General features: G+C 38.2%; 16 protein-coding genes. 15 read left to right on the top strand and 1 reads right to left on the bottom strand.

The genetic code is table 11. The annotated features are described in order from the left end of the window. Nucleotides 1-768: 768 nt before the first annotated feature. The 10 genes from AB4Z30_RS28820 (at nt 769) to AB4Z30_RS28775 (ending at nt 10,628) form a co-directional block, all read left to right on the top strand. On the top strand, nt 769-1,215 hold the full coding sequence (locus AB4Z30_RS28820) for a LytTR family DNA-binding domain-containing protein (protein WP_441931068.1): 447 nt from the start codon (nt 769-771) through the stop codon (nt 1,213-1,215). A gap of 17 nt (nt 1,216-1,232) precedes the next feature. Further along, nucleotides 1,233-1,661 carry a DUF3021 family protein gene (locus tag AB4Z30_RS28815; protein ID WP_441931067.1) on the top strand — a complete coding sequence of 143 codons (429 nt, stop codon included), beginning with the start codon at nt 1,233-1,235 and terminating at the stop codon, nt 1,659-1,661. Nucleotides 1,662-1,839: 178 nt separating this feature from the next. Beyond that, entirely contained in the window at nt 1,840-3,153 is a 1,314-nt protein-coding gene (locus AB4Z30_RS28810; RefSeq protein WP_441931066.1) for an alpha/beta hydrolase, read from the top strand. 347 nt (nt 3,154-3,500) lie between these two features. Beyond that, nucleotides 3,501-4,400, top strand: coding sequence for an oxidoreductase (locus AB4Z30_RS28805; RefSeq protein WP_441931065.1), 900 nt, complete (start codon nt 3,501-3,503; stop codon nt 4,398-4,400). 246 nt (nt 4,401-4,646) lie between these two features. After that, nucleotides 4,647-5,324: a helix-turn-helix domain-containing protein gene (locus AB4Z30_RS28800; protein WP_441931064.1), complete on the top strand. Its 678-nt coding sequence runs from the start codon at nt 4,647-4,649 to the stop codon at nt 5,322-5,324. A 348-nt stretch (nt 5,325-5,672) separates the two neighbouring features. Next, nucleotides 5,673-6,110 (top strand): Imm26 family immunity protein, encoded by a 438-nt coding sequence (locus AB4Z30_RS28795; protein WP_441931063.1) that lies wholly within the window; start codon nt 5,673-5,675, stop codon nt 6,108-6,110. Between the two features lie 86 nt (nt 6,111-6,196). Next, nucleotides 6,197-6,862: a GntR family transcriptional regulator gene (locus tag AB4Z30_RS28790; RefSeq protein ID WP_441931062.1), complete on the top strand. Its 666-nt coding sequence runs from the start codon at nt 6,197-6,199 to the stop codon at nt 6,860-6,862. A gap of 17 nt (nt 6,863-6,879) precedes the next feature. Further along, complete coding sequence (gene ilvD / locus AB4Z30_RS28785) at nt 6,880-8,571, top strand: dihydroxy-acid dehydratase (RefSeq protein WP_441931061.1); 1,692 nt, start codon at nt 6,880-6,882, stop codon at nt 8,569-8,571. 591 nt (nt 8,572-9,162) lie between these two features. Next, a complete protein-coding gene (locus AB4Z30_RS28780; protein ID WP_441931060.1) occupies nt 9,163-10,416 on the top strand; it encodes a phospholipase D-like domain-containing protein in 1,254 nt (417 codons plus the stop codon). A 26-nt stretch (nt 10,417-10,442) separates the two neighbouring features. Continuing rightward, nucleotides 10,443-10,628: a hypothetical protein gene (locus tag AB4Z30_RS28775; RefSeq protein WP_434751012.1), complete on the top strand. Its 186-nt coding sequence runs from the start codon at nt 10,443-10,445 to the stop codon at nt 10,626-10,628. A 1,039-nt stretch (nt 10,629-11,667) separates the two neighbouring features. Here AB4Z30_RS28775 and AB4Z30_RS28770 read toward each other — a convergent pair. After that, complete coding sequence (locus tag AB4Z30_RS28770; protein ID WP_434751011.1) at nt 11,668-12,972, bottom strand: hypothetical protein; 1,305 nt, start codon at nt 12,970-12,972, stop codon at nt 11,668-11,670. Nucleotides 12,973-13,846: 874 nt separating this feature from the next. On the opposite strand from AB4Z30_RS28770, the gene AB4Z30_RS28765 reads away from it, so the two are divergent. The 5 genes from AB4Z30_RS28765 (at nt 13,847) to AB4Z30_RS28745 (ending at nt 21,059) form a co-directional block, all read left to right on the top strand. After that, nucleotides 13,847-14,773: a hypothetical protein gene (locus AB4Z30_RS28765; protein WP_441931059.1), complete on the top strand. Its 927-nt coding sequence runs from the start codon at nt 13,847-13,849 to the stop codon at nt 14,771-14,773. Nucleotides 14,774-14,790: 17 nt separating this feature from the next. Next, nucleotides 14,791-16,584 carry a hypothetical protein gene (locus tag AB4Z30_RS28760; RefSeq protein WP_441931058.1) on the top strand — a complete coding sequence of 598 codons (1,794 nt, stop codon included), beginning with the start codon at nt 14,791-14,793 and terminating at the stop codon, nt 16,582-16,584. Between the two features lie 69 nt (nt 16,585-16,653). Continuing rightward, entirely contained in the window at nt 16,654-17,043 is a 390-nt protein-coding gene (locus AB4Z30_RS28755) for a DUF2085 domain-containing protein (RefSeq protein WP_441931057.1), read from the top strand. A 672-nt stretch (nt 17,044-17,715) separates the two neighbouring features. After that, a complete protein-coding gene (locus AB4Z30_RS28750; protein WP_441931056.1) occupies nt 17,716-18,945 on the top strand; it encodes an S-layer homology domain-containing protein in 1,230 nt (409 codons plus the stop codon). 1,118 nt (nt 18,946-20,063) lie between these two features. After that, nucleotides 20,064-21,059, top strand: a complete 996-nt coding sequence (locus AB4Z30_RS28745; RefSeq protein ID WP_441931055.1) for a glycoside hydrolase family 43 protein — start codon at nt 20,064-20,066, stop codon at nt 21,057-21,059. The last annotated feature ends 381 nt before the right edge of the window (nt 21,060-21,440 follow it).

Genomic DNA, 21,440 nt, shown 5'->3' with positions numbered 1-21,440 from the left:
ATTCCAGTATTAAGGACCTGGCTCCTTTGGATTTCTACAACCAGAACCTGATTCAGCCCATTCCAATTGAGGCAGTTCGATTGTAAATTGAAAAACTATGAAAGATGGAGATTAAGAGAGCATGTGTCCAAACTTAAGGGGTTAATCCGCTTCTATATCCTAATAGATGATAATTAAGTTTAAGTATTGATCTTCTTATAGGTGACTAAGATAGTCTTCAACAGAGAAAAGAAAAAGACACACAAGTGGTTCACCTGATGTCCAACGACAAGAAATTTGTTTCATTTGAGATTAAGTAATTATTATTTGAGCATTTTCATAAGCGAACTTATGTGGCCAGACAAAAGCATATTAATACATAACATCACTTAAATATCATTTTTTATATCAGAAACGAAGTTTTTCTACCTAGAAGGAAAGAACTCAGTCCTATTGCTGAATAGATTAAGAAAATGGTACAAAGTACCAATGTCGATTAGATTATCTGTTTCCTTAAGAATGTTGATTGTAGGCAATTATGGATAATTAAAAGGGGAAAATTATATCAGTGGAGAATTTATTTAATGATCTGAAGAATGGAGCACTGAGTAAATGAAAAATTATTAGAGCATGACACTCTCTTACCAGATGGGTGAGAAGAGCCAGTCCTGCGGTTACCAAATCGAATTCCTCTTTTCGGAATTAAGTTGCTTAAGTAGAAGCTTACGCGTTTTTATTTTATGAATCACGTTATAAACGTTAATAAGTTATAATTTTAATTTCTCGAGGGTGATTTTCATCAAAATTTTCATCGACATTATAGATCATACAAAAGAAGAAGAAATCCGTATCAGCTGTCACCAAGTAGACAAAGAAATACATGACCTTGTTACTAAAATAAAAACCGAAACGTTCATAATACTTGGTTATCATGAGGATAAAATTAGCCGCCTCAAAATTAGTGATATTTATTATTTTGAAGCTGTTGACGGAAAAGTGTTTGCATATTGTAAGAACAACGTTCATGAAGTCAAACAAAAGCTTTATGAACTGGAGGAACTTTGCAAAGAGACACATTGTTTTCGCGCCTCCAAATCCACCATTCTAAATATAACTAAGATTTCCAGTGTTCATCCATCGATCAGCGGCCGTTTTCAAGCATTATTGGATAACGGGGAGAAGGTAGTCATATCACGGCAGTATGTGCGAATTCTTAAACGTATGCTTGGATTATGAAAAAAAGGGGGATCAATATGAAATATTCCGAGTTCTTAAAAGAAATGATTAGAGATTTCTTAATTATATTTGCCTCCATCATTATAATCATCGCGATTTTACGACAAATCTATGCTCCTGATGCAAGTTTCGAATTAAAGACGATTTTTACAATTATGGCTTTCTCTTTTCTTGGTGCTTTAACTGGAATCATTTTATATGCCCCGCATGCAATTAGCGAGAATAAAATGCGACTCCGGGTGATTTTACATTTCTTTTTTCTGGAATTTCTATTAATTTCTCTGGCTGTGTTATTAGATCTCGTATACGGCACTTTCGGCATACTATTATTGGCTTTGCAAATTGCCGCAGTATACGGGATCGTTCGTATACTGACCTATAAGAATGACAAAAAGGAAGCTCAAAAAATCAATCAAAGACTAAAATCATTTAAAAAAGAGGTTTAGAAAATATACAGAAAACGCTCCCCAACAAAGTCGTATTCGCAGCGTAAGTACATATCTTTTGCGTTATTTTTACAACTTGTTGGCTCTCAGCTACAGCTTATCGTTTATGCGTATACACCTTCTTCTCCATTTATTATGATGAACTCATAAAAAGTTGAAGGAGGAGCACAGAAGTCTTATGGAGATTTTAATACTTGTTATTACGTTGGTCTTCGAACTGGCAAATGTCGTTTATTCCATTGTAGCTAAGCAAAGCCGAAGCAAGATAAAAAGTTGGACGAGAATCATAATGTTTATAGGATTTATGATGCTGATTTTTGGGAAAGTTGTTGTATGGGATTTCACTTGGGGGTTGTTTCAAGGCTTGCTTTTTATATTGGCGTTCAAGGAAATCATAGCACTCCTGCGCAAACACATACATACTCCGCGTTACAAATCTTTTTCTACAATATGGAAATTCCTTTTGTTAGCATTAACCATAGTCCTTACTCTTGTTCCTGTTTTACTTTTTCCACAGTATAGGCCGCCGCAAGTGACAGGTCCTTATGCAGTGACGACCACGACTTACAGTTATGTGGACAAGAATCGTATCGAAGAATTTACGGATCAAGATGAGAATCGGTTTGTTAATGTGGAATTTTGGTATCCTGAACAAGCAGAAGGAACCTATCCTTTGATTGTGTTCTCCCATGGAGCATTCGGTATTAAAACAAGCAATACTTCGACTTTTACAGAACTTGCGAGCCACGGTTATGTTGTCGTTTCTATTGATCATCCGTATCATTCTTTTTATACCGTCTCGGAGGATGGAAAGGTCGTGACGGTTAATTCCGAGTACATGCAAGAAGTCAGCAATTCAAATAAAGAAGGGGGTTATTTACTTGATGAGTTTTTCGAACTCACTCAAAAATGGATGAAATTGCGAACGGATGATATGGATTTTGTCATAGATACGATTCTGGAACAAGCCGAGCAAGATAAAGATTCAGTATATGAACGCATCGATACACAGAAAATAGGTGTGTTCGGTCATTCTATGGGGGGGGCGGCAAGCATAGCACTGAGCAGAGAACGCGATGACATTGACGCCGTTGTAAATATAGATGCTCCGTTCTTTAGCGAGCTACTGTATGATAAAGTCACGAACGAATTAACTGCAAAATCCGAAGCGTACACCATCCCGCTCCTTAACGTTTATTCGGATGATGTGTGGGTACAACTCGACAGCAACTCTTCGTATCTTCCTTATATCGCGAATAGAATTTCGAATAAAAATTTTAAAGGTGCGTATAACGTTCATTTTATAGGCGCAAAACATTTAAGTTTAACCGATCTACCTTTATTCTCGCCCATATTGGCAAACCTATTGCAGGGCGGAAAAGCAGATATCGATAAATATTACGCGATTGAAACTCAAAATGAACTTATTCTTCGTTTTTTTAACTATTCTCTAAAGAATCAAGGTCAGTTTACTCCAAAAGCGACGTATTGAGTATCTGTTCCGCCTTTAAGGTGAAAAAGCTGTAAAATGCAACTTAGTGTAACATTTACTGTGAAGCCCTGGCCGAAGCAGTTTTTGTCAAAAGAGTAAAGGGACTGCAATTATTATTATTTCGGTTGGAAATAAGGTGTCGACTGTAATTTTGTCGGGACCTTTTTTATTATAGAAGCCCTTTAAAGATTCTCTGAGATCAAGAAAATTAATACAGGGATTTGGATAAATCCGCAGTGGATGCGTATATGTACCAAGCTGTTGATCAATAGTATCCTAGTCTTAAGAAAATAATTGAGTCAATGTGAGTTGAAGTCAATGAATGAAGAGAAGGGCAGGAGACGAATATGAGTAAACAGCACTGGGACACAACCAAAATACCTGATCAACAAGGAAAAGTGATTATTGTAACAGGTTCAACGAGCGGTATTGGTAAAGAAGCTTTAAAAATCATTGCAGGTAAGAACGCAAAGGTTATTATGGCTGTAAGGAATGTAGATAAAGGTAAAGAAGTTGTAAATGTAATCAAAAAGGAATTCAAAAATGCTGATATTGACGTTAGAAAATTAGACTTATCAAATCTTAATTCTATCAGAGCTTTTGCAAATTCAATTAAGGAAGACTACGATCGATTGGATGTACTGATTAATAATGCCGGAATTATGTATTCTCCTTATTCAAAAACGGTTGACGGGTTTGAGAACCAGTTCGGAACAAATCATTTAGGCCACTATGCGTTAACTGGCTTACTAATGCCGCTATTGAAAAAGACAGAAGGATCAAGAATTGTCGTACTCTCCAGTACAGGTCATACGCAGGGAAATCTCAATTTTGAAGATTTGAACTGGGAAACGAGAAAATATAATACTATGAAAGCTTATGGTGACAGTAAATTATCAAATCTTCACTTTACGTATGAGCTTGCAAGAAGGCTAAATAAAGAAGATAATCATCCAAGAATCACTGCTGCACATCCGGGTTGGACAGCTACAGAATTACAGAGACACTCGGCTCTCATGAGAGGATTGAATAAGTTATTTGCTCAGCATGTGAATATGGGGGTTTTACCTACCCTTAGAGCTGCTTTTGATGAAGATGCAAAAGCTGGGGAGTTTTATGGACCATCAGGAATAATGAATATGAGAGGGTATCACGTTGCACACCAATCTAACAAACGATCCTATGATGAAACAATTTCAAGAGAATTATGGAAACGTTCAGAGGAAATGACGGGAATTAAATTCTAACCCTAAAAGGGGGATACAATGAACGAAATGATCCGAATTGATTCGATCTCTTCCTTACATGAGTTTTTGGGTTATGACAAACCTAAACATCCCTTGATAACATGTATAGAACTCAATAAATTTAATCCGAGGATGGTACACCAGAACACACAGTTTATCAACGGATTTTATACGATATCATTAAAGAACGGTGAGAACTGAAATATCAAATATGGCCGTCGCCACTATGACTTTAGTGAGGGAAGTATGATCTTCGTAGCGCCAGAACAGTTATTAACGGTTGACTACGATCCTTGTGATAGCAGTTCGGAAGGTTGGATGCTATGTTTTCATCCAGATTTGATTAGAAAAAGTTCATTAGGAAACAAAATGGATGAGTATTCTTTCTTTTCTTATGCAGCGAATGAGGCGCTTCATGTATCAGAGAAGGAGAAGGATATCGTAACCAAAATAGTGCATATCCTTATTGAGGAGTTCAACCAGAATATAAATATATATTCGACGGACTTAATTGTTTCCAATCTTGAAGTATTGCTTAACTATGCAAAGCGATTCTATGGGAGACAATTTATTACCCGTAAAACGATTCATCATGATCTGGTGGACAGATTAGAACAAATATTAAAAGAGAGCTTCACCTTGCATCAACTGGGAGAGAACGGTATACCCAGTGTGAAAGAGCTTGCGAAGGAAATGGGGTACTCTACCAACTATTTAAGTGATCTGTTAAAGAAAGAAACAGGAAAAAACACACAAGAACATATTCATTATCAGATCATCCATCATGCCAAAAACTTACTGTCCGGTTCTTCAGAACCGATCTCTATTATTGCTTATAAGCTTGGTTTCGAATATCCGGCCAATTTCTCTAAATTTTTCAAATCACGGACGGGAATGTCGCCGAATCAATTTAGAAAATATTAAAGTTGACAAAACAAGTTGGGAAAATACACCTATGCTATAATCGCCGGGGCTCTTAGGAATGCTGTCGAGCGACAAGAACATATTCCCATTAAAGTCGCTAATTTAGCGGTTTTTTTATTTAATCATTACAAATTCGTTAGCAAGTACTTTAGCAAATAAAAGAGAAGGCAAATGAATGTGATTTTATATCAAAGAAGTAGAAACACGAGGAAGAGAACAGTAAATGATTATAACACATGGCGGCGCTAAGCTCAAAATATTATTTCAGCGAATAGCTTTATGGCATTTCTCCGCATAATAAGAAGATCAATAAGCTTATGAGAGCTGCAACGAGGAGTTTGAATAACCTTGAAAAAGACAAAAATTAATCGGATAAAATTGGGTGATATCTATGCTATACCTTTGCCTAACGGTAAGTTTTCCTTTGGAAGAAGGCTTAAAGACGCCAGCATTGCAATCTACGATCACATAAGTGACTCTATAGATGAGTTACCGAAAGATGAGAAGTATCAGTTTATTGTGGGTGTGTATGATCATGTTCTGAAATCAGGAAATTGGCCAGTCGTTGGGAATCGTGCTTTTCTGGATGAAAATGAGGCTTGGCCCCCACCTGCATGCATTATGGATAGGATATCAGGAGAGTACTCGATATATCATTTGGGAGAAATCAGACCTTCGGATCGCAAAGAGTGTGAGGGATTAGAGATGGCGGCGGTTTGGGATGCTCATCATATTATTGATAGAATAATGGGAGATGATAAGTGGCACCGAGATCGGAATAGATAGTGAGAGCTAAAATGAAATAATAATTGCTTCTCAATCGTGTATGCGATATATTGCATATAAGAATAATTGTAATGAGGTTGAAAACCATGCCTATTCCTAAAGATTTTGCTTTACCCGTCCGTATGTCCGCAAAAGAACGAGCGTTTTCACAGATACAACGATGGATTATTGATGGAACACTTCAACCAGGTGAGAAGCTTATTGATGCGGAAATAGCTGAATCGCTTGGAGTCAGCCGGACACCGATCCGAGAGGCGTTTCAGTTACTCGAAGTTCAAGGTCTCGTATCTATGCATCCAGGAAAAGAAACCAAAGTAACGTGTATTGAGAAAAACGATATTTTTAAGATGTATTCAACGATGGCGGCTCTTCAGGCTTTAGCTGCTGAAACCACTGCTGAAATTATTGTTCCAGAACAGATCGAGAAATTAAGAGCATTAAATTTAGAATTCGCAAGTTCTATTAAAAATGGTCAAGTGTATCAGGCTATGGAGGTGGACGAGCTATTTCATAATTATATTGTGGAGCTCTCAGATAATCCTTATGTGGCCACATTTAATGCATCTCTTCAGATTCACATTAGGCGTTTTAAATATGTGTTTTTAAAACAACCTAATACGGCTACACTAGCTTCAGTCGAAGAGCATGATTTGATTATTAAAGCTTTTGAAGGCAAAAATAGTGACGATGCCCATAATCTAATGAAACAAAATTTTATCAGACCGATGCAGGAACTGAACGATATACTTTGAAATGAGGGGTGAGTGACATGGAAAATAAAAAAGATCTTCGTATTCGAAGCAAGGTAATCAGTGAAGGTGCTAACCGGGTACCGAACAGAGCAATGTTGCGTGCAGTTGGTTTTCAAGATGAGGATTTTAAAAAGCCAATGATCGGAATAGCGAGTACGTGGAGTGAAGTAACTCCGTGTAATATGCACATTAATGATTTAGCGGTGCAAGCTAAGCAGGGCGCACGTAAAAACGGCGGTGCTCCACTAATTTTTAATACGATTACCGTTTCGGATGGGATCTCAATGGGGCATGGCGGGATGTTGTTCTCACTCCCAAGTCGGGAAGCGATAGCTGATTCGATTGAAATTGTGACTGGAGCCGAGCGTTTTGATGGCGTTGTTGCGATCGGTGGTTGTGACAAAAATACGCCTGCATGTTTGATGGCTATTGGACGAATGAACATTCCTTCCGTTTATGTCTATGGAGGAACCATTCAACCTGGTAATCTCGACGGTAAAGACGTAGATATCGTTTCAGCTTTTGAAGCCGTTGGTCAATATCAGGATGGCAAAATAACAGATGAACAGTTGCATAAGGTCGAATGTAGTGTTTGCCCGGGTCCAGGGGCTTGCGGGGGGATGTATACCGCTAATACGATGGCAGCGGCTGCAGAGGCTATGGGTATGTGTTTGCCTGGTTCTTCTTCGACATCAGCAATCTCGGCGGATAAAGCATTGGAATGCGAAGCAGCAGGTAAGCAGGTCATCTCACTTCTTGAACAGGAAATCTATCCAAGAGACATTATGACGAAGAAAGCATTTGAGAATGCGATCACCGTTGTTATGGCTCTGGGGGGATCAACTAACGCATTTCTCCATCTGCTAGCTATTGCGCACTCGGTAGAAGTCGATTTAACCTTAGATGATTTTGAGCGCATTCGTTTGCGTGTTCCTCATTTGGCAGATCTGAAGCCAAGTGGCCAATATGTGATGCAGGATTTGAATGATATCGGCGGTGTTTCAGGAGTAATGAAGCTGTTGCTTGCTGAGGGATTACTTCATGGAGATTGCCTCACGGTAACGGGTAAAACGTTAGCGGAGAATTTAGCGGAATCTGCTCCACTTGAAAATGATCAAGAGATTATACGACCACTCAATAATCCACTTAAGCCAAACGGACCTCTAGTTGTACTTCGGGGAAACCTCGCTCCTGAAGGCGCTGTTGCCAAAATGTCAGGCATGAAGATACAGAAGTTTTCCGGTCCCACAAAGGTATACGACAGCGAGGATGAAGCGACAGTAGCGATTATGAATGATGAAATTAAAGAAGGAGACGTCGTGGTCATACGTTATTGTGGTCCGAAGGGTGGACCTGGTATGCCTGAGATGCTTTCCGTTACAGCACTCATTGTAGGAAAAGGGCTCGGCGGGAAAGTCGCCCTCATCACAGATGGTCGATTCTCGGGTGGTTCACATGGATTTGTAGTCGGTCATGTATCACCTGAAGCACAAGTCGGTGGACCGATCGGTTTGCTTAGAAATGGTGATATTATCACGATTGATAGCGATATCCAAGAGATGAGAGTTGAGGTTTCAGAAGAAGAGCTAGCTGCTCGAGCACAAGCGTGGGTACAACCGCCACTGAAAGTAAAATCCGGTGTGCTCGGTAAATATGCCAAACTAGTTTCCTCTGCTTCCAAAGGTGCAGTAACCGATTTAATGGAATAGTCAAAAAAACATTGAGGTCGCATGTAAAAAGAGAAGGAAGAAATGTACGACGAAAGCTTGAAGCATACGGTACAAAAAAGTAACAATTTTAGTAATCAAGAATGCACAAGAAAATAAAGAATAATTCGTTTTGTAAAGATTAAACTTTTATCCCCCGTTATTTTCATGAGCTGAAAATGAACGGGTTTTTTATTTTATCGATACAAGTTCTTTCTTGTGCCAAAATGACGAAATTAACATGCTCTCATTTATCCAAACGTTAAATTTCCAGAAACACATCATATGCATCATATGTTTAATCTTTGTTAGTACCTTATTTCTACCTTTTAGTATCTCCAGTAAGCGCAAGCTTCTATGGTGTATTATGTAGATGGACATATGATATATTTATTAAAGCAGGAATCAAACCAAATGAATGGCATAAAGGGAATATATTGTTTCAGGAAAATACTATTATGTTGTTGATGTAGAAAAATACACCTTTATGACTACAAGCAAGTACAGGATTATCAGAGCATACCTATATGAAACTTTGTTGGTGAAGAAAGAGTAGACTCCGTCTGCTCTTATCTGAGTATGGAGGAAGAAATTATGAACGAAACATCAATTTATTCGAATTCAGGAAAGTACAAAGATGGGTTATACCTAGCTCTAGATAAGCACAGCAAAAATACAGACGTATTTATCGCTTCAGCCTTTTTCACGAGACATGAATACATAGAAGAGTTAGTTAAGAATGGTTGTAAAGTTCATTTGGTTGTTCGTCTGGGGTTCCCGACTTCCTCAAAAGCACTGCGTAAAGTGTTGGGTTTGCGTAACGTGTTTGTCCGTTATTTCACTTCGGCTCGTTTCCATCCCAAGCTGTATCTCTTTGAGGATATCGCATTTATTGGTTCTTCAAACTTAACGGGAAGTGGGATACTCACAAATAATGAACTAAATGTCTCGATAGATAAAGACCATGCAGGTTTCGATCGTGTAAGGGATATTTTTGCTGATTATTGGGATAATGCCGCAGTGTTAAAATCTGACGTGCTTTCCAAGTACGAAGAAGCAGAAACTGTAATGAAAAAGGCAAAAGGCGAGTATGAAGACAAGATGAAAGGTATTTCACTCGTTGAGTTGCCAAACAGTAATTGGCAGGGGCGTAAAAAGAAGAACCCTAACTTATATGTAGAAACTGTTCAACGTAAATACCAAACATTCTTGTCGGCTTTCAAAGAATTGGAGTCGGAGTACCTGTCTGTGAACAAACGTCTTATTTCAGACGATGTACTACCTTTACGTTTGGAGATTCACAGGTTTATGAACTACATCAAGGATATCCCTATGCAAGGAAGAACATCTAAGGGTGTGGAACATCCGATTCGTAGAGGAGAAGACCTTAAACTATTTGTAAGAAATCAAATACATAACTTCCACGATGAAAGAGGGCATCATAATTTCTCGGACGTCATTGGTAAGTACAAAAAGCTAACCACTGCCTTTGAATCGTCTGAAAGCATTCAAAATCTATCTGCAGAAGACCTGCTAGATTCATTGCTTTGTGTAAATGCGTTTAAGGAGCACATCCGAAGTTCTGGTGAAATAAAGACAGTGCGCGACACTTTCTATAAATCTAACGATATCAATCGTGTGAAGGCGAGCATCACTTATTTGTTATTTGGTAAAGAAGAGTTCGAAGTACGAGTATCGAAATGTTGTGTATCTGATGATTACAAACTGAATGATTTCGGACCAAACAGTATGAAAGAGTTGTATGGTTGGATCAATCCAGATGGGATTCCACTCTACAATAATAGAGTAAGTTCATGCATGAGTTGGCTAGGGTACGGGAATCTATAACATTAAGATTAGTGGAGGTTGTGTAGATGATGGGAGGGCTGATTGCTTCTGTTGCTTGGATCGGCATGATACTCGGAATTGCATTTATTGCATTAGGATTTGGTGAAGGAGCAAGAGGTGAAGGTCGTTACAATTGGTCGGTTGTAATCAATAAATATATGTGTGGTGGGATATTTTTGTTGTTAATCTGCGCTTCTTGGTTATATATGTAATTTCATTTCTATAAGAGACAATATAATAAGATTATACTGGATCAAAAATTCTACAATGCACGTGTTCAGGTAATCCTGTTGACCGAAAAATATATTGGTATATAATAGATATTTAAAACAAAATAAGGATATCACATTCTATGTATAAAATGTTGATTGAACCTGGTATTGGAATTGGCGAACTGAAATTAGGTATGATTAAGACTGAAGTAAACGATGCAAGATGAATGGTTCAAAGAAATGTGCACAGAAAATCAAGAAGACGAAATGCGGTATTTATACTTTCAGACAGTAGCAGTTTTCCCTAATGATAGCTTGTATTACAAAGGTTTGATTTAATTGGATAAATCAAAATCCTCCTGAGTGGAGGTTTTTTTTGATTGTGCATTTCAGATATCTATACTAATGAAAGGCTCGTTTTATCAACATATAAGAAAGTCTAAGCACCATTTATCAAATCCATTTCCATTAGTACGCATAAGGTAGGAGGAATATGATATATAACAGACTATTCGGAAAGTACGTTACGAATGACTATGAAGAGGAGGACTGTGCAGAATGGAATTCAAATTTGGGAACGTTGCTATTGTTCTGCCCCCTTTACAACTCACAATTATTGGGATCATCATTATACTCTTGTTAGTAAGGTGGAGTAAACAATTAGAGACAAGACGTTTTACCGTTTTCTTTTACTGTTGGATCAGTACACTCGTTACACCAATCTATTCCTATGGTTCATCAGAAGGTGACTTTCAGCTATCGCTTCCCATTGGATTTTTATTGATTTTATTATATTTATCAAACCGAGAGAGATACCATCCATCAAAAATGAAGGCGAGTCTTCTAGGGCTTTCCATAGCGCTATACCAGCTAATTCTTCAATATGTTGGATAGATGCATTGACGGGGGATGAGGGATTACGAGTAGTAACCCGATGGCTAATATGAAATACCCTAATAAAAAAACGACGTATGCCTAGCTCTTATCAAGGAGCTAGGGCATACGTCATTATTCAGTTGAATGTGCAAGCTTGCATAGGTTATTTTAAAACGTATTTGGTGATCGTTTCACCCATGTGAATATAGAATGTGTTTGCATCGTGAAAACGAATATCAGCTTGGTGGAAAAGAGCTTCATCGAGTTCAAGGGTGTTTTTTACTTTTAATGTCCGCGAATCTAGAATGTAGTAGACGGCCTTCTTCGGCTCTGGTTTAGTTGAATCATACCAGGCTTGTGATTTATCAGTGGCTCCAAAGACGATACTGTGATCGTTGAGTTGTTGTAGCAATCCTTGTGCAGGTAAATCATCAAATGTCTTGGTCGCTATCAATTGATTGTTAGTATTGTATAAACTAAGCTTATTTTTTTCTTGAATCAAGTAGTTATTTCCTAAGGATACATATATAGAATCATACATGCCGTGGGCGTATGTTGTGCCGTACACGACATCTTGTGCTGGCTTAGGCAAACGTCTGGTCCATTTTTCTTCCCCGTTAGGCTTGTAGCCGTGTAAAGTTTCTACTTCCGTCTTAGCATCGTATATAGGAACAATCACAGTGCCGCCACTGAGCACTTCAAAGTCAGCATGCACGATATTGACGTGATCTTGCGGTTGGACAGCAGAAACAACCTTTTTACCAGTGGATATGGAATAGATATCAATGGTCGTCGTGTTTCTCGGTGCATTAGAATTAATCAATCCGACGTAGTTGCCCTGAATATGACGCATGTGACCAGGAAACTCCGTTTTGATAAGCTGCTTGCCTTCCTGGTTGTAAATTGTGATTACGCTAGTTTCTTTGGTGAACGTAACTATTGCTATACGACCATCTTCCAGTATATTGAATTGAAAATGCTCTTTGAATGTTTTGACCCAACGTTGCTTGTTATTGGAATCCAGGGCAATTAATTTGTATACCTTTTTGTTACCAGACATTACCTCATCATAATAGTAGACATTACCTTCCTCATCCAAGTCAAAAGAATTATAGCGCATAGGTGAGTCGTGAATCCATTTTTGCTTTCCTGTTTTATCATCTATCGCGAGTATTGAATTTACAGCTTTAGATTTGCCGGCAGAACGAGCTGTTTTATACAAGAATGTATATGCGGTTTCTAGATTAGTCAGTTCTGACACAATAGGAAAAACGACTCTCCCAGTGTAATAATTGTTCTTACTATGTATTTGTGTGGTCGTATCGGACGGTACATGATATGTCCATTCTGGCTTAGGAAGTAGCTTATAACCCGCAGCAGATATGGTCATGTTGGTTGAGACTAAAGGAATCGTAAGAAGAGCGGTTAAAGTCGTCATTAAAAATGTACGTTGAATGATTTTTCTCATGGTATAAGTTACTCCTATTCTGGTTGTACTGGTGACTATAGATCTATAAATGCTATATTCAAATTGTTACATTCCTCCTTACTTTTGGTTAAATCAACCTTTCAAGTATAACATAAGATTCCCCATCCTGTTTCTCTTTTTGGGAGCAGCAGGGTGAGAAGGAACACTTACTATTTTTTCTGGTTACTTGGATTAGAAACATTACACCAGACAACTTTTATTCTGTTTACCCTCCTAATATTAGACACTTTCCTACCAAGTTCTGAATATCACTAAAACACGTTTAATTATGTAGGGAGTGAAAAATGTAACAAAGACGGCGATAACGTGGTAATCATAAAACGATTTGCAGTCATTTCACGAAATTCTTTAAGTGAATCGAAAACATCAATACCTCAGTAGATAGGCCGTAATTGAAGTGTTACTGACTGCCTTATATAGTTATCAGATGGAGTGGAGGGATCTTGCCACTTATAATATGAAGGGCTGGGCTGGAAATCTCCTTTTTTATGTGAATTTTTTTTACTTTTTATTAGTGTCAAATCAAACAAAATAATGTAAAGTCAATAAGTAGGTATTTCAAACTATTACTTTTGACATAGTATTGAGGATGGTGAAGCACATGCTGGTCATAATCATATTGATTATTATCTTTATTTCGGGAGTGTTTATTTATAAAAGCAGAAAAAAACATAAAATTGATTTTGTATATAACTCAAACGAGGGTAAATTTCTCGTTGAGGGAAACAGAGAAAAGTTTATCATAAAAAAAGATAACAGGTTCGAGTTTCTGGTAGAAAACGGATTAATTACAGCAGTTAAGGACAAGAGACGTCACAAGGAGTTTATTCGTTACATAGCGGAGGAAGAATAAATGTTTGATAAATTGAGGCAAATTAAAGAGAATATTATGGATCGAGCTGCGTCTGCTGTTCAAACCTTTACAGGTGAAAAAGAGCGGAGAGAAAATGTAACCCGATTTAAAGAGATACACGATTCGTTTAAACAAAAATTAGAGATGATTGTATCAAGGATAAATACTGAAATAGGAAAGTTCAACCAGAAAATTGAGTTTCTTAATAAGTATCGTAATTCAAAAGTGAAGGAGAACATTTTGTTACTTGGAGTGTTCCTTTCGAAATTTGGTAATATCAAAACCATTAATCGATTTTCGGCAGAAACGGGACAAGATAATATTAATTTTTCTAGTAAAGGCTTAGAGACAGTAGATGATTACATACAGAAGATAGACTGGAGTAAAGAAGATATTTTCACAAAAACATTCTTCAAAGGCCCAATAGGTATGCGTCGAGAGACAAAAAAACTTAATTTGGAAACCACACAACGAATGGAAGAGTTCATGATGGACGGAAATAGAATGTTAAATATAGGAGAGATTAAGTTAGAATACATGAAAGAAGATATCCAAATTCTAGATCTTTATCAAGAAAGTGTGGAATTTATCAGTGAAACAATTCATTCTACAATAGTGCCTGAACTTGAGTTAGTTCAGGCACTTTTACAATGTGAGGAAATTAAAAATCAAGTACTTGCTAATCGAGAAATATCTGTATCTGTTGAAACAGATGTAGGAATTTTCGCAAAAGGGCTCTATCATAAGCACTATCATTTTGTGAAAAACTCTTTACTATTTTTTGTAATATCATCAAAGATCTACGATACGCCTGTGATAACAAACTTACTTAATGGTGATCAACACAAAAAGGAACGAGAAGTTGTTATCAATTACAATCAGGTTCTTAATGAACAACAAAAGCAAATAGAACAATATAAGATATAACGTTAAAGGGAGTTATTATGAGCATACAACAGTTACTAGATAATCGAGTAGAACTTTTAGAACAAGAACAGCGATTGTATAAATCAGCAGTAGTTCAAATCAATTTAGAACTTAAGGATATGCTAAGTAATAACTTCAGCTCAAAACTCATTCAAAATACTGGGCGTGATCTCGCAGGAGAAATCGTGCGAAATTTTTGGGACACATCTGACTACAACATTACTGTTGACCAAATGGCAAAAAGAATACTGGAGTTTACTTATGAGGATGAGTATGATCCCCTTTCAGAAGGTACTGAGTTACAAAAAAAAGTATATAATTATAACGATTCACAAACCTCATCTACATTAAAATCCATAATGAACGACTTAGAAGAGTCAAAAGTGAAGTTGTTCAATAAAGAAAATGGACGTTATAGCGACATTGGATTAATTCAGAGAGGGAAGCAGAAATATCGAGAAGGACGTCATAAGGATGGTTCAATGCAGGATGACTACGTACAGACATCTGAGACTACTAAATTAAATTCGCGTGGTGAAGAAGTTAGTCAACTCCATGTGGAGCATACGCAAGCCTTGAGTACCGCATACGTATATAATCGGTATTTAAAAGATGATGCCGAAAGTCGGATTCGTGAGTTTTATAATTCTTCTGATAACTTTACAATGATGTTCGAGACAGCAAATCAATCTAAAGGAGATGTGAAAGTAACCATTCGAGATAGTGATAGCGGTAAATTAATTGATATCACACATCGAGCTACTCCGGAACAGATGGCTGATGCAGTATCATCGCGCTGGGAAACTCTCCAAGGAGAATCAAAACAAAAGTTGCAGAACGCAGGTTATCTTAATGAAGACGGTAAAGTTCCTAAGAGAGTCAAGACAGAATTGGTAAGAAACTACCGCCATTCGCAAAATGCTGAGAGTAAAGAGATTTTGAAAGAAACCAATTATTTTAATGTTGCTAAAGATGCTGCTCAACATACTGGGAACGCGATAAATAAGATTATTGCTGGGCAACTCATTTATTACATAGTGCCTGCTGTGATATATGAACTTAAGGGAATATTAGCGAATAAAAAAGTGAACCTGAAGAACGCTCTCCATAAACTTGAACAAGCTGGAGGCCGGATTGTACGTTACGTGTATTCAAAATTAAATACGATTTATCATAATATTTTAAATAAAGGATTGAAAAAGTTTATAAAATCGTTCTTCGATATTTTGATTAATCTAGTCAAAGCAACAGTTCAACAAATGATTAAGCTAGTTAAAAATTTAGTTTTGTCCTTTATAGACGCAATAAAAATAATCGGAAGTAAACACGCAACACCTGCACAAAAAGCTGATTCTGTATTTCAATTGATGTCTTTGACCGTAACGTCATTCGTACTTGAGGTTCTATTTGGATACATAGAGCGTCAGATCGCAATTCCAGAATTCCTCTTGCTACCATTACAAATTATTAGTGCTGTAGTTTGTTCAAATTTGGTCATGCTTATCTTGGAGAAAATGGATTTGTTTAATGTACGTCATGGTCTGTTAGTGGCAAACATTCAGCAAGTGATACAACGTGAAAATCAACTATATATGCAGAGCCTACAGCAAGTAAAAACTTTGAGAAAAAATAAAAGTGAACAAATAATTAAAATTATTGAACAGGAAATTGAAGACACGAGGCTACGTTTACAGAATATTGATCCTCATCGAGATACGGTACTAAATGAACTTGAAAAGATCAATCATCTGTTTAAAATGGATATAAATTTTGAAGAAGAATGGAAAATATACTTGGGGGTTTCGTATTAAGATGATTATTCTAATTGGTATTGCTGTTATCCTTGTTATTGCAGGCTGCTGTGCTACATTGAATAGTCGATGATAGATAAATTGAATAAGCTACTACAGCATGAGTTCACAAATATAAAAAGTAATTATGGTGTGATACCTCTATGTAATAAAAAACCTGAGAGGGCTCCACATTTTGGAACATTCTGTTTACCTTTATGTTGGCGGTGTACTTGTGTCGTTAGTAGTCTGTTATTTTGCTATTTTATGCATCTACATTCTTCAATTAATTATGAAAAATTGAGTTGGGTTTCATTAGGAGGGGCTTCTATAGTTCTGATTGCCCCCATGGTTTGGGATGGTTGGCGTCAGTATGGATATAAGAGAGAGAGCACGAACTATAAAAGAATTGTTACCGGGGTTCTTTGTGGCATCGGATTATGGTTAGGCATTAATCTCATTATGAGGTTGATATCATAAGAACCTGCAAATGAAAATAAGGTGTATGCTACTTTAAATAATACGAATGTTTCAACAAATAACTCGCATGGCTGTATCTGTTTGTTTCTATTGCTTGGAACAATAAAATTACACCTCATGCTTTTATTGAGAAAGCGTATCGCATTAACACACTTATAGTCATGAACTACATCTAAGATACTAGGAAATGCGCATAACACTTGTAGCGAAGAGAATGGTGAGCTTTCTACAGGTTAAAATAACCTAGAAGAATGGGCTGAAAAGAAATCATTGGACTAACTAAGTTGTAATTAGCTCAAAGTCAAATCACATGAGAACTGATGGCGCTACTTCAATCTTTAGTTGATACAACTTTTTGTTTTTGACGTTTTAGTATCACTCGGCCCGTCCTATGCCTGTCACAGAAAACCAACTCTCATAAGAAGATCGGTTTTCCGTACTTGTAAACTTGCGCAAAAGGATCTGATCCATTACTTCAAGCTTCGGTTGCGCTCAATTTAATCTAAACCTGAAGATTAAGGGTAGCGTGAAGACATTTACACTTGGAAGTGCTTTAGTGACAGGATTGGACATTTCGTTGGATAAAAATATACATAAACCCCAAGTCATGATAATGGATCTTGAAGAGTGTTTCCATATATTAAGACCATATAATCAAAAGGAGAGACTCACATGAAAAAACATTTCACCCTAGTGGCAAGAATTGCACTGGCTATGGTACTCATACTAGGTACAATGAGCACCCAAACATCTAAGATTCAAGCCGCTACAACTCCATTTTCCGACGTTGATCCGGCGCACTGGGGAGCTAACGCAATTACACATGCCGTGTCCAAAGGCTACGTAGATGGATACACGAACGGTACATTTAAGCCAGACGCCAGCGTCACACGCGTGGAATTCGTAAAGATGCTGGTTTCAGCTATGGCTCTTGAGACTAAAGTAACAAGCGGTAAATGGTACACCGAATATATTGACGCTGCAAGCAACGCTGGAATATATGCTTCTGCTGATTTTAACAATACTGAAGCGGCCTGGACGAAGGTCATAACACGCCAAGAGATGGCTCGCTTTGCTGCTCGTGCAATCGGGGAAACGACGAAGGAAGACGATAAATGGATGTACCTCGCTACGAAAGCCGGCCTAATTAAAGGGGTTAGTATTGGGCAGATCGCTCCAAAAGGTCTGACCACACGCGCACAAGCCATCGTTGTAATCGAACGTATTCTGTCTAAGAATAGAGGTACCTTTCTTGACATCGACAAGTATGCGGTGGGTAGTGCTGAAATCGCATGGCACGGCACGAATATCTTCACTGTGATGCCTGAAATGTGGGTAACCACGGAAAGAGAACTAAAACAAGCTGGTAAGACAGTCGAAGAAATGTGGAACGAGGAACATATGACCATCACCTCAAAAGATGGACTGTATCAAGCACGACTTGACGCACTTATCGCCATTGACCTTGATGACCCCAATGACCCTAATCATGGGTTGATTAAGCCAATCAATACACTGAAATGGTTCAATCACCATCCTAATACTGAGAACCACTTAATGGTTAAAGACCAGAAAAACAGCTACATACTGTATTTCAAAGGTCGAACGATATTCAACAAAGATACAAAAAGATATAACCCTAATAAACCAATTAAATTCAAGGTCGATGGATTTGATAGTCCTGATCGCGATGCTTTTTTTGATAAAGGTGTGCTGAATGCAACAGCCAGCCTCTATCGCGATAGTAGCTATAAACTCGACGTCCCTGGCGTTATAATTCCAAAAACGGGTACTATCCAAAATTATGGAGATTTGGTCATTCGATTGCAAACACCAGCAGGTGGGTTCTGGTTTAGCGAAAGTATTATACTCCGTCTAGAAGGACTCAATAAAGAAAAATAAAAGGTACAGGATTTCTTCTTTCTCCGCTTTATAGATACCAGAGTAACAATACTTTACATATGAAAAACTTAAAGCATAAATGTAAAGAGGCTTGGCGTGTTTAATTATATTTTCGCTATCAATGTTTATCTCACATTTGCATGGGAATCCCGCATGGAATTTGATAAAACAAAAAACAAATAAGGTATTACAACTTTCTCTTCTTTAATTTTATATGCCGATACTAAATCAATTTATCGGCTCTTGTCATGTTAATAAAATATGAAATATATAGGGGAACCTAATCTAAGTTCTTATTTCTTGAATTCCCAATTGTAAAACGACATAAAGTTACCATCAAGAAAACCTATATATAATAAGGTTTTGTCAATGTACACGTGGAGACGGACTAGAACATATTACTATTAAAGTCGCTATTTTAGCGGCTTTTATTTATCACCACAAGTTCTTGTAACGCTTGCTGTAATTCATAAATGCTATGTCCTGCATATAGTGTTGTTGTTAGACCAATGCAGCTTGTATTTGTATGGGGTCAATATCTGTTACAAATTTTGCGTCCTGAACTAGAACTCATCAAAAAATGTCCACTCGGGTAAGCAAAACGCGAGCAATCGGTTTGTATTTCCAGTGTGATCGCATAGATAGAAATTGTACATTTTTTCGGGGAAGACCTTTAGTATGTATATTGGAAAAAACAAGCGGGGAGTGTACAATTACATCAGAGATTGTAAGCGTTTGCTTTAATTGCAAAGGGAGGGTGCGATGCGTTCAATGAACTACCGTAATCCCGTAATCGTCGGATATTTAAGCGCTATTCTCGGAACGATCAAGAGAATGCCTACACGCTGGAAGATGAGGTGCCTCCCACGTTCGCGTACCTCAATCAGCAGCTTCACCGGTTGGATACCGGGTTAAGCCCGAACTCCACGCCCGAAACTGAAGGAGAATATGCAAGACTCGTGGCGGGGCAGAACAAATCAGCTTAGTCTCCGCTGCGCTGGACATTTCAATCTCTGCTCCAACTCTGCGGATGGATGTCCTGGCATGATGTCCCGGAGACAGTACATGTATACGTCCTGAATTCAATTCTATTATTCCAATACCAAAGGAGATGCATTATGAAACAACAACAACTACCTAAGCAGCACCAGCCGCTCGTAACCCACATCTTTACTGCGGACCCGTCCGCCCATGTCTATGAGGGCAAAATCTACATCTATCCTTCCCATGACCTCGATCATGACGAGCCGAGTAACGATAATGGCGACCAGTATAAAATGGAAGACTATCATGTCCTGTCGATGGACAACTTCGATTCCCCGGTGGTCGATCACGGCGAAGCGTTGCATCTGAGAGATATTCCTTGGGCTTCCAAGCAGCTCTGGGCACCGGATGCTGCATATAAGAACAATACCTATTACTTGTTCTTCCCGGCACGGGACCATGACGGCATCTTCCGTCTGGGTGTGGCAACATCAGAGTCTCCGGCGGGTCCGTTTACGCCCCAGCCGAATTATATGGAAGGCAGCTTTAGTATCGATCCAGCCGTACTAGTGGATGACGACAATCAGTCATACATCTATTTCGGCGGACTCTGGGGAGGCCAGCTGGAGAAGTGGCAGACCGGAAGCTTCGTGCCAGATGCAGAAGGACCCGCTCCTGACCAGCCGGCGCTTGGACCGCAAGTTGCACTACTTAGCGACGACATGCTGTCCTTCCAAGGCAAGCCTGTCGAGATATCTATTGTCGATGAAGATGGTAATCCGATTCTGGCCGGGGATGAGGAACGGAGATATTTTGAAGGTCCGTGGATGCATAAATATAACGACGATTACTACCTGTCCTACTCTACAGGATCCACGCATAAGCTCGTATATGCGATCGGCAAGAACCCTATGGGACCATTTACGTTCAAGGGCGAGATTCTCTCTCCGGTTATCGGCTGGACAACCCACCACTCTATTTTGCAAGTTGAAGACAAGTGGTATCTGTTCTATCACGACAGCTCCCTGTCAGAAGGCGTCAACCACAAGCGCTGCGTTAAATATTCCGAGCTGAAATACAACGAAGACGGAACGATCCAGAAGATCAATCCTTATCCGGACGCCGATTAAGCTGTTGGGTTAGCGGAAACAGATAAAATTACAAGTTAAGACATAACATGAGGCAGCTCCTGACGGAGCTGCTTTTTTGATAGGAGGATCCGTTGTGTCACTCAAACGTACATCAGATGGAATGGACAAAAACATAGTCCGATTGCCGATTAGATATATATAAAGATGATGTAATAACAGAAATGGGTATGTCACTTGAACCCACTCTACGAGCTCTTTGTGATTGGGGTCAGGATTATGCAGAGAAGACATTGAACAGGGATAAATATCGGAGATTAAATGTAGAATAGAATAATTTTATTTATTCTGTACCTCATCACAATTATTACTTTTTAGTGACTATATAACTTAAAAATACGTACTATTTTTATAGTAATACTT

It is taken from the genome of Paenibacillus sp. 2TAF8 (genome assembly GCF_052114825.1).
Taxonomy (GTDB): Bacteria; Bacillota; Bacilli; order Paenibacillales; family Paenibacillaceae; genus Paenibacillus.
This window is presented reverse-complemented; position numbering and strand designations above follow the sequence as displayed.

Excerpts from the sequence above, each read along its gene's own strand:
- AB4Z30_RS28815 (WP_441931067.1), top strand. The coding sequence starts at position 1,233 with ATGAAATATTCCGAGTTCTTAAAAGAAATGATTAGAGATTTCTTAATT.
- AB4Z30_RS28810 (WP_441931066.1), top strand. The coding sequence starts at position 1,840 with ATGGAGATTTTAATACTTGTTATTACGTTGGTCTTCGAACTGGCAAAT.
- AB4Z30_RS28805 (WP_441931065.1), top strand. The coding sequence starts at position 3,501 with ATGAGTAAACAGCACTGGGACACAACCAAAATACCTGATCAACAAGGA.
- AB4Z30_RS28800 (WP_441931064.1), top strand. The coding sequence starts at position 4,647 with ATGATCTTCGTAGCGCCAGAACAGTTATTAACGGTTGACTACGATCCT.
- AB4Z30_RS28790 (WP_441931062.1), top strand. The coding sequence starts at position 6,197 with ATGCCTATTCCTAAAGATTTTGCTTTACCCGTCCGTATGTCCGCAAAA.
- ilvD (WP_441931061.1), top strand. The coding sequence starts at position 6,880 with ATGGAAAATAAAAAAGATCTTCGTATTCGAAGCAAGGTAATCAGTGAA.
- AB4Z30_RS28780 (WP_441931060.1), top strand. The coding sequence starts at position 9,163 with ATGAACGAAACATCAATTTATTCGAATTCAGGAAAGTACAAAGATGGG.
- AB4Z30_RS28775 (WP_434751012.1), top strand. The coding sequence starts at position 10,443 with ATGATGGGAGGGCTGATTGCTTCTGTTGCTTGGATCGGCATGATACTC.
- AB4Z30_RS28770 (WP_434751011.1), bottom strand. The coding sequence starts at position 12,972 with ATGAGAAAAATCATTCAACGTACATTTTTAATGACGACTTTAACCGCT.
- AB4Z30_RS28765 (WP_441931059.1), top strand. The coding sequence starts at position 13,847 with ATGTTTGATAAATTGAGGCAAATTAAAGAGAATATTATGGATCGAGCT.
- AB4Z30_RS28760 (WP_441931058.1), top strand. The coding sequence starts at position 14,791 with ATGAGCATACAACAGTTACTAGATAATCGAGTAGAACTTTTAGAACAA.
- AB4Z30_RS28755 (WP_441931057.1), top strand. The coding sequence starts at position 16,654 with ATGATAGATAAATTGAATAAGCTACTACAGCATGAGTTCACAAATATA.
- AB4Z30_RS28750 (WP_441931056.1), top strand. The coding sequence starts at position 17,716 with ATGAAAAAACATTTCACCCTAGTGGCAAGAATTGCACTGGCTATGGTA.
- AB4Z30_RS28745 (WP_441931055.1), top strand. The coding sequence starts at position 20,064 with ATGAAACAACAACAACTACCTAAGCAGCACCAGCCGCTCGTAACCCAC.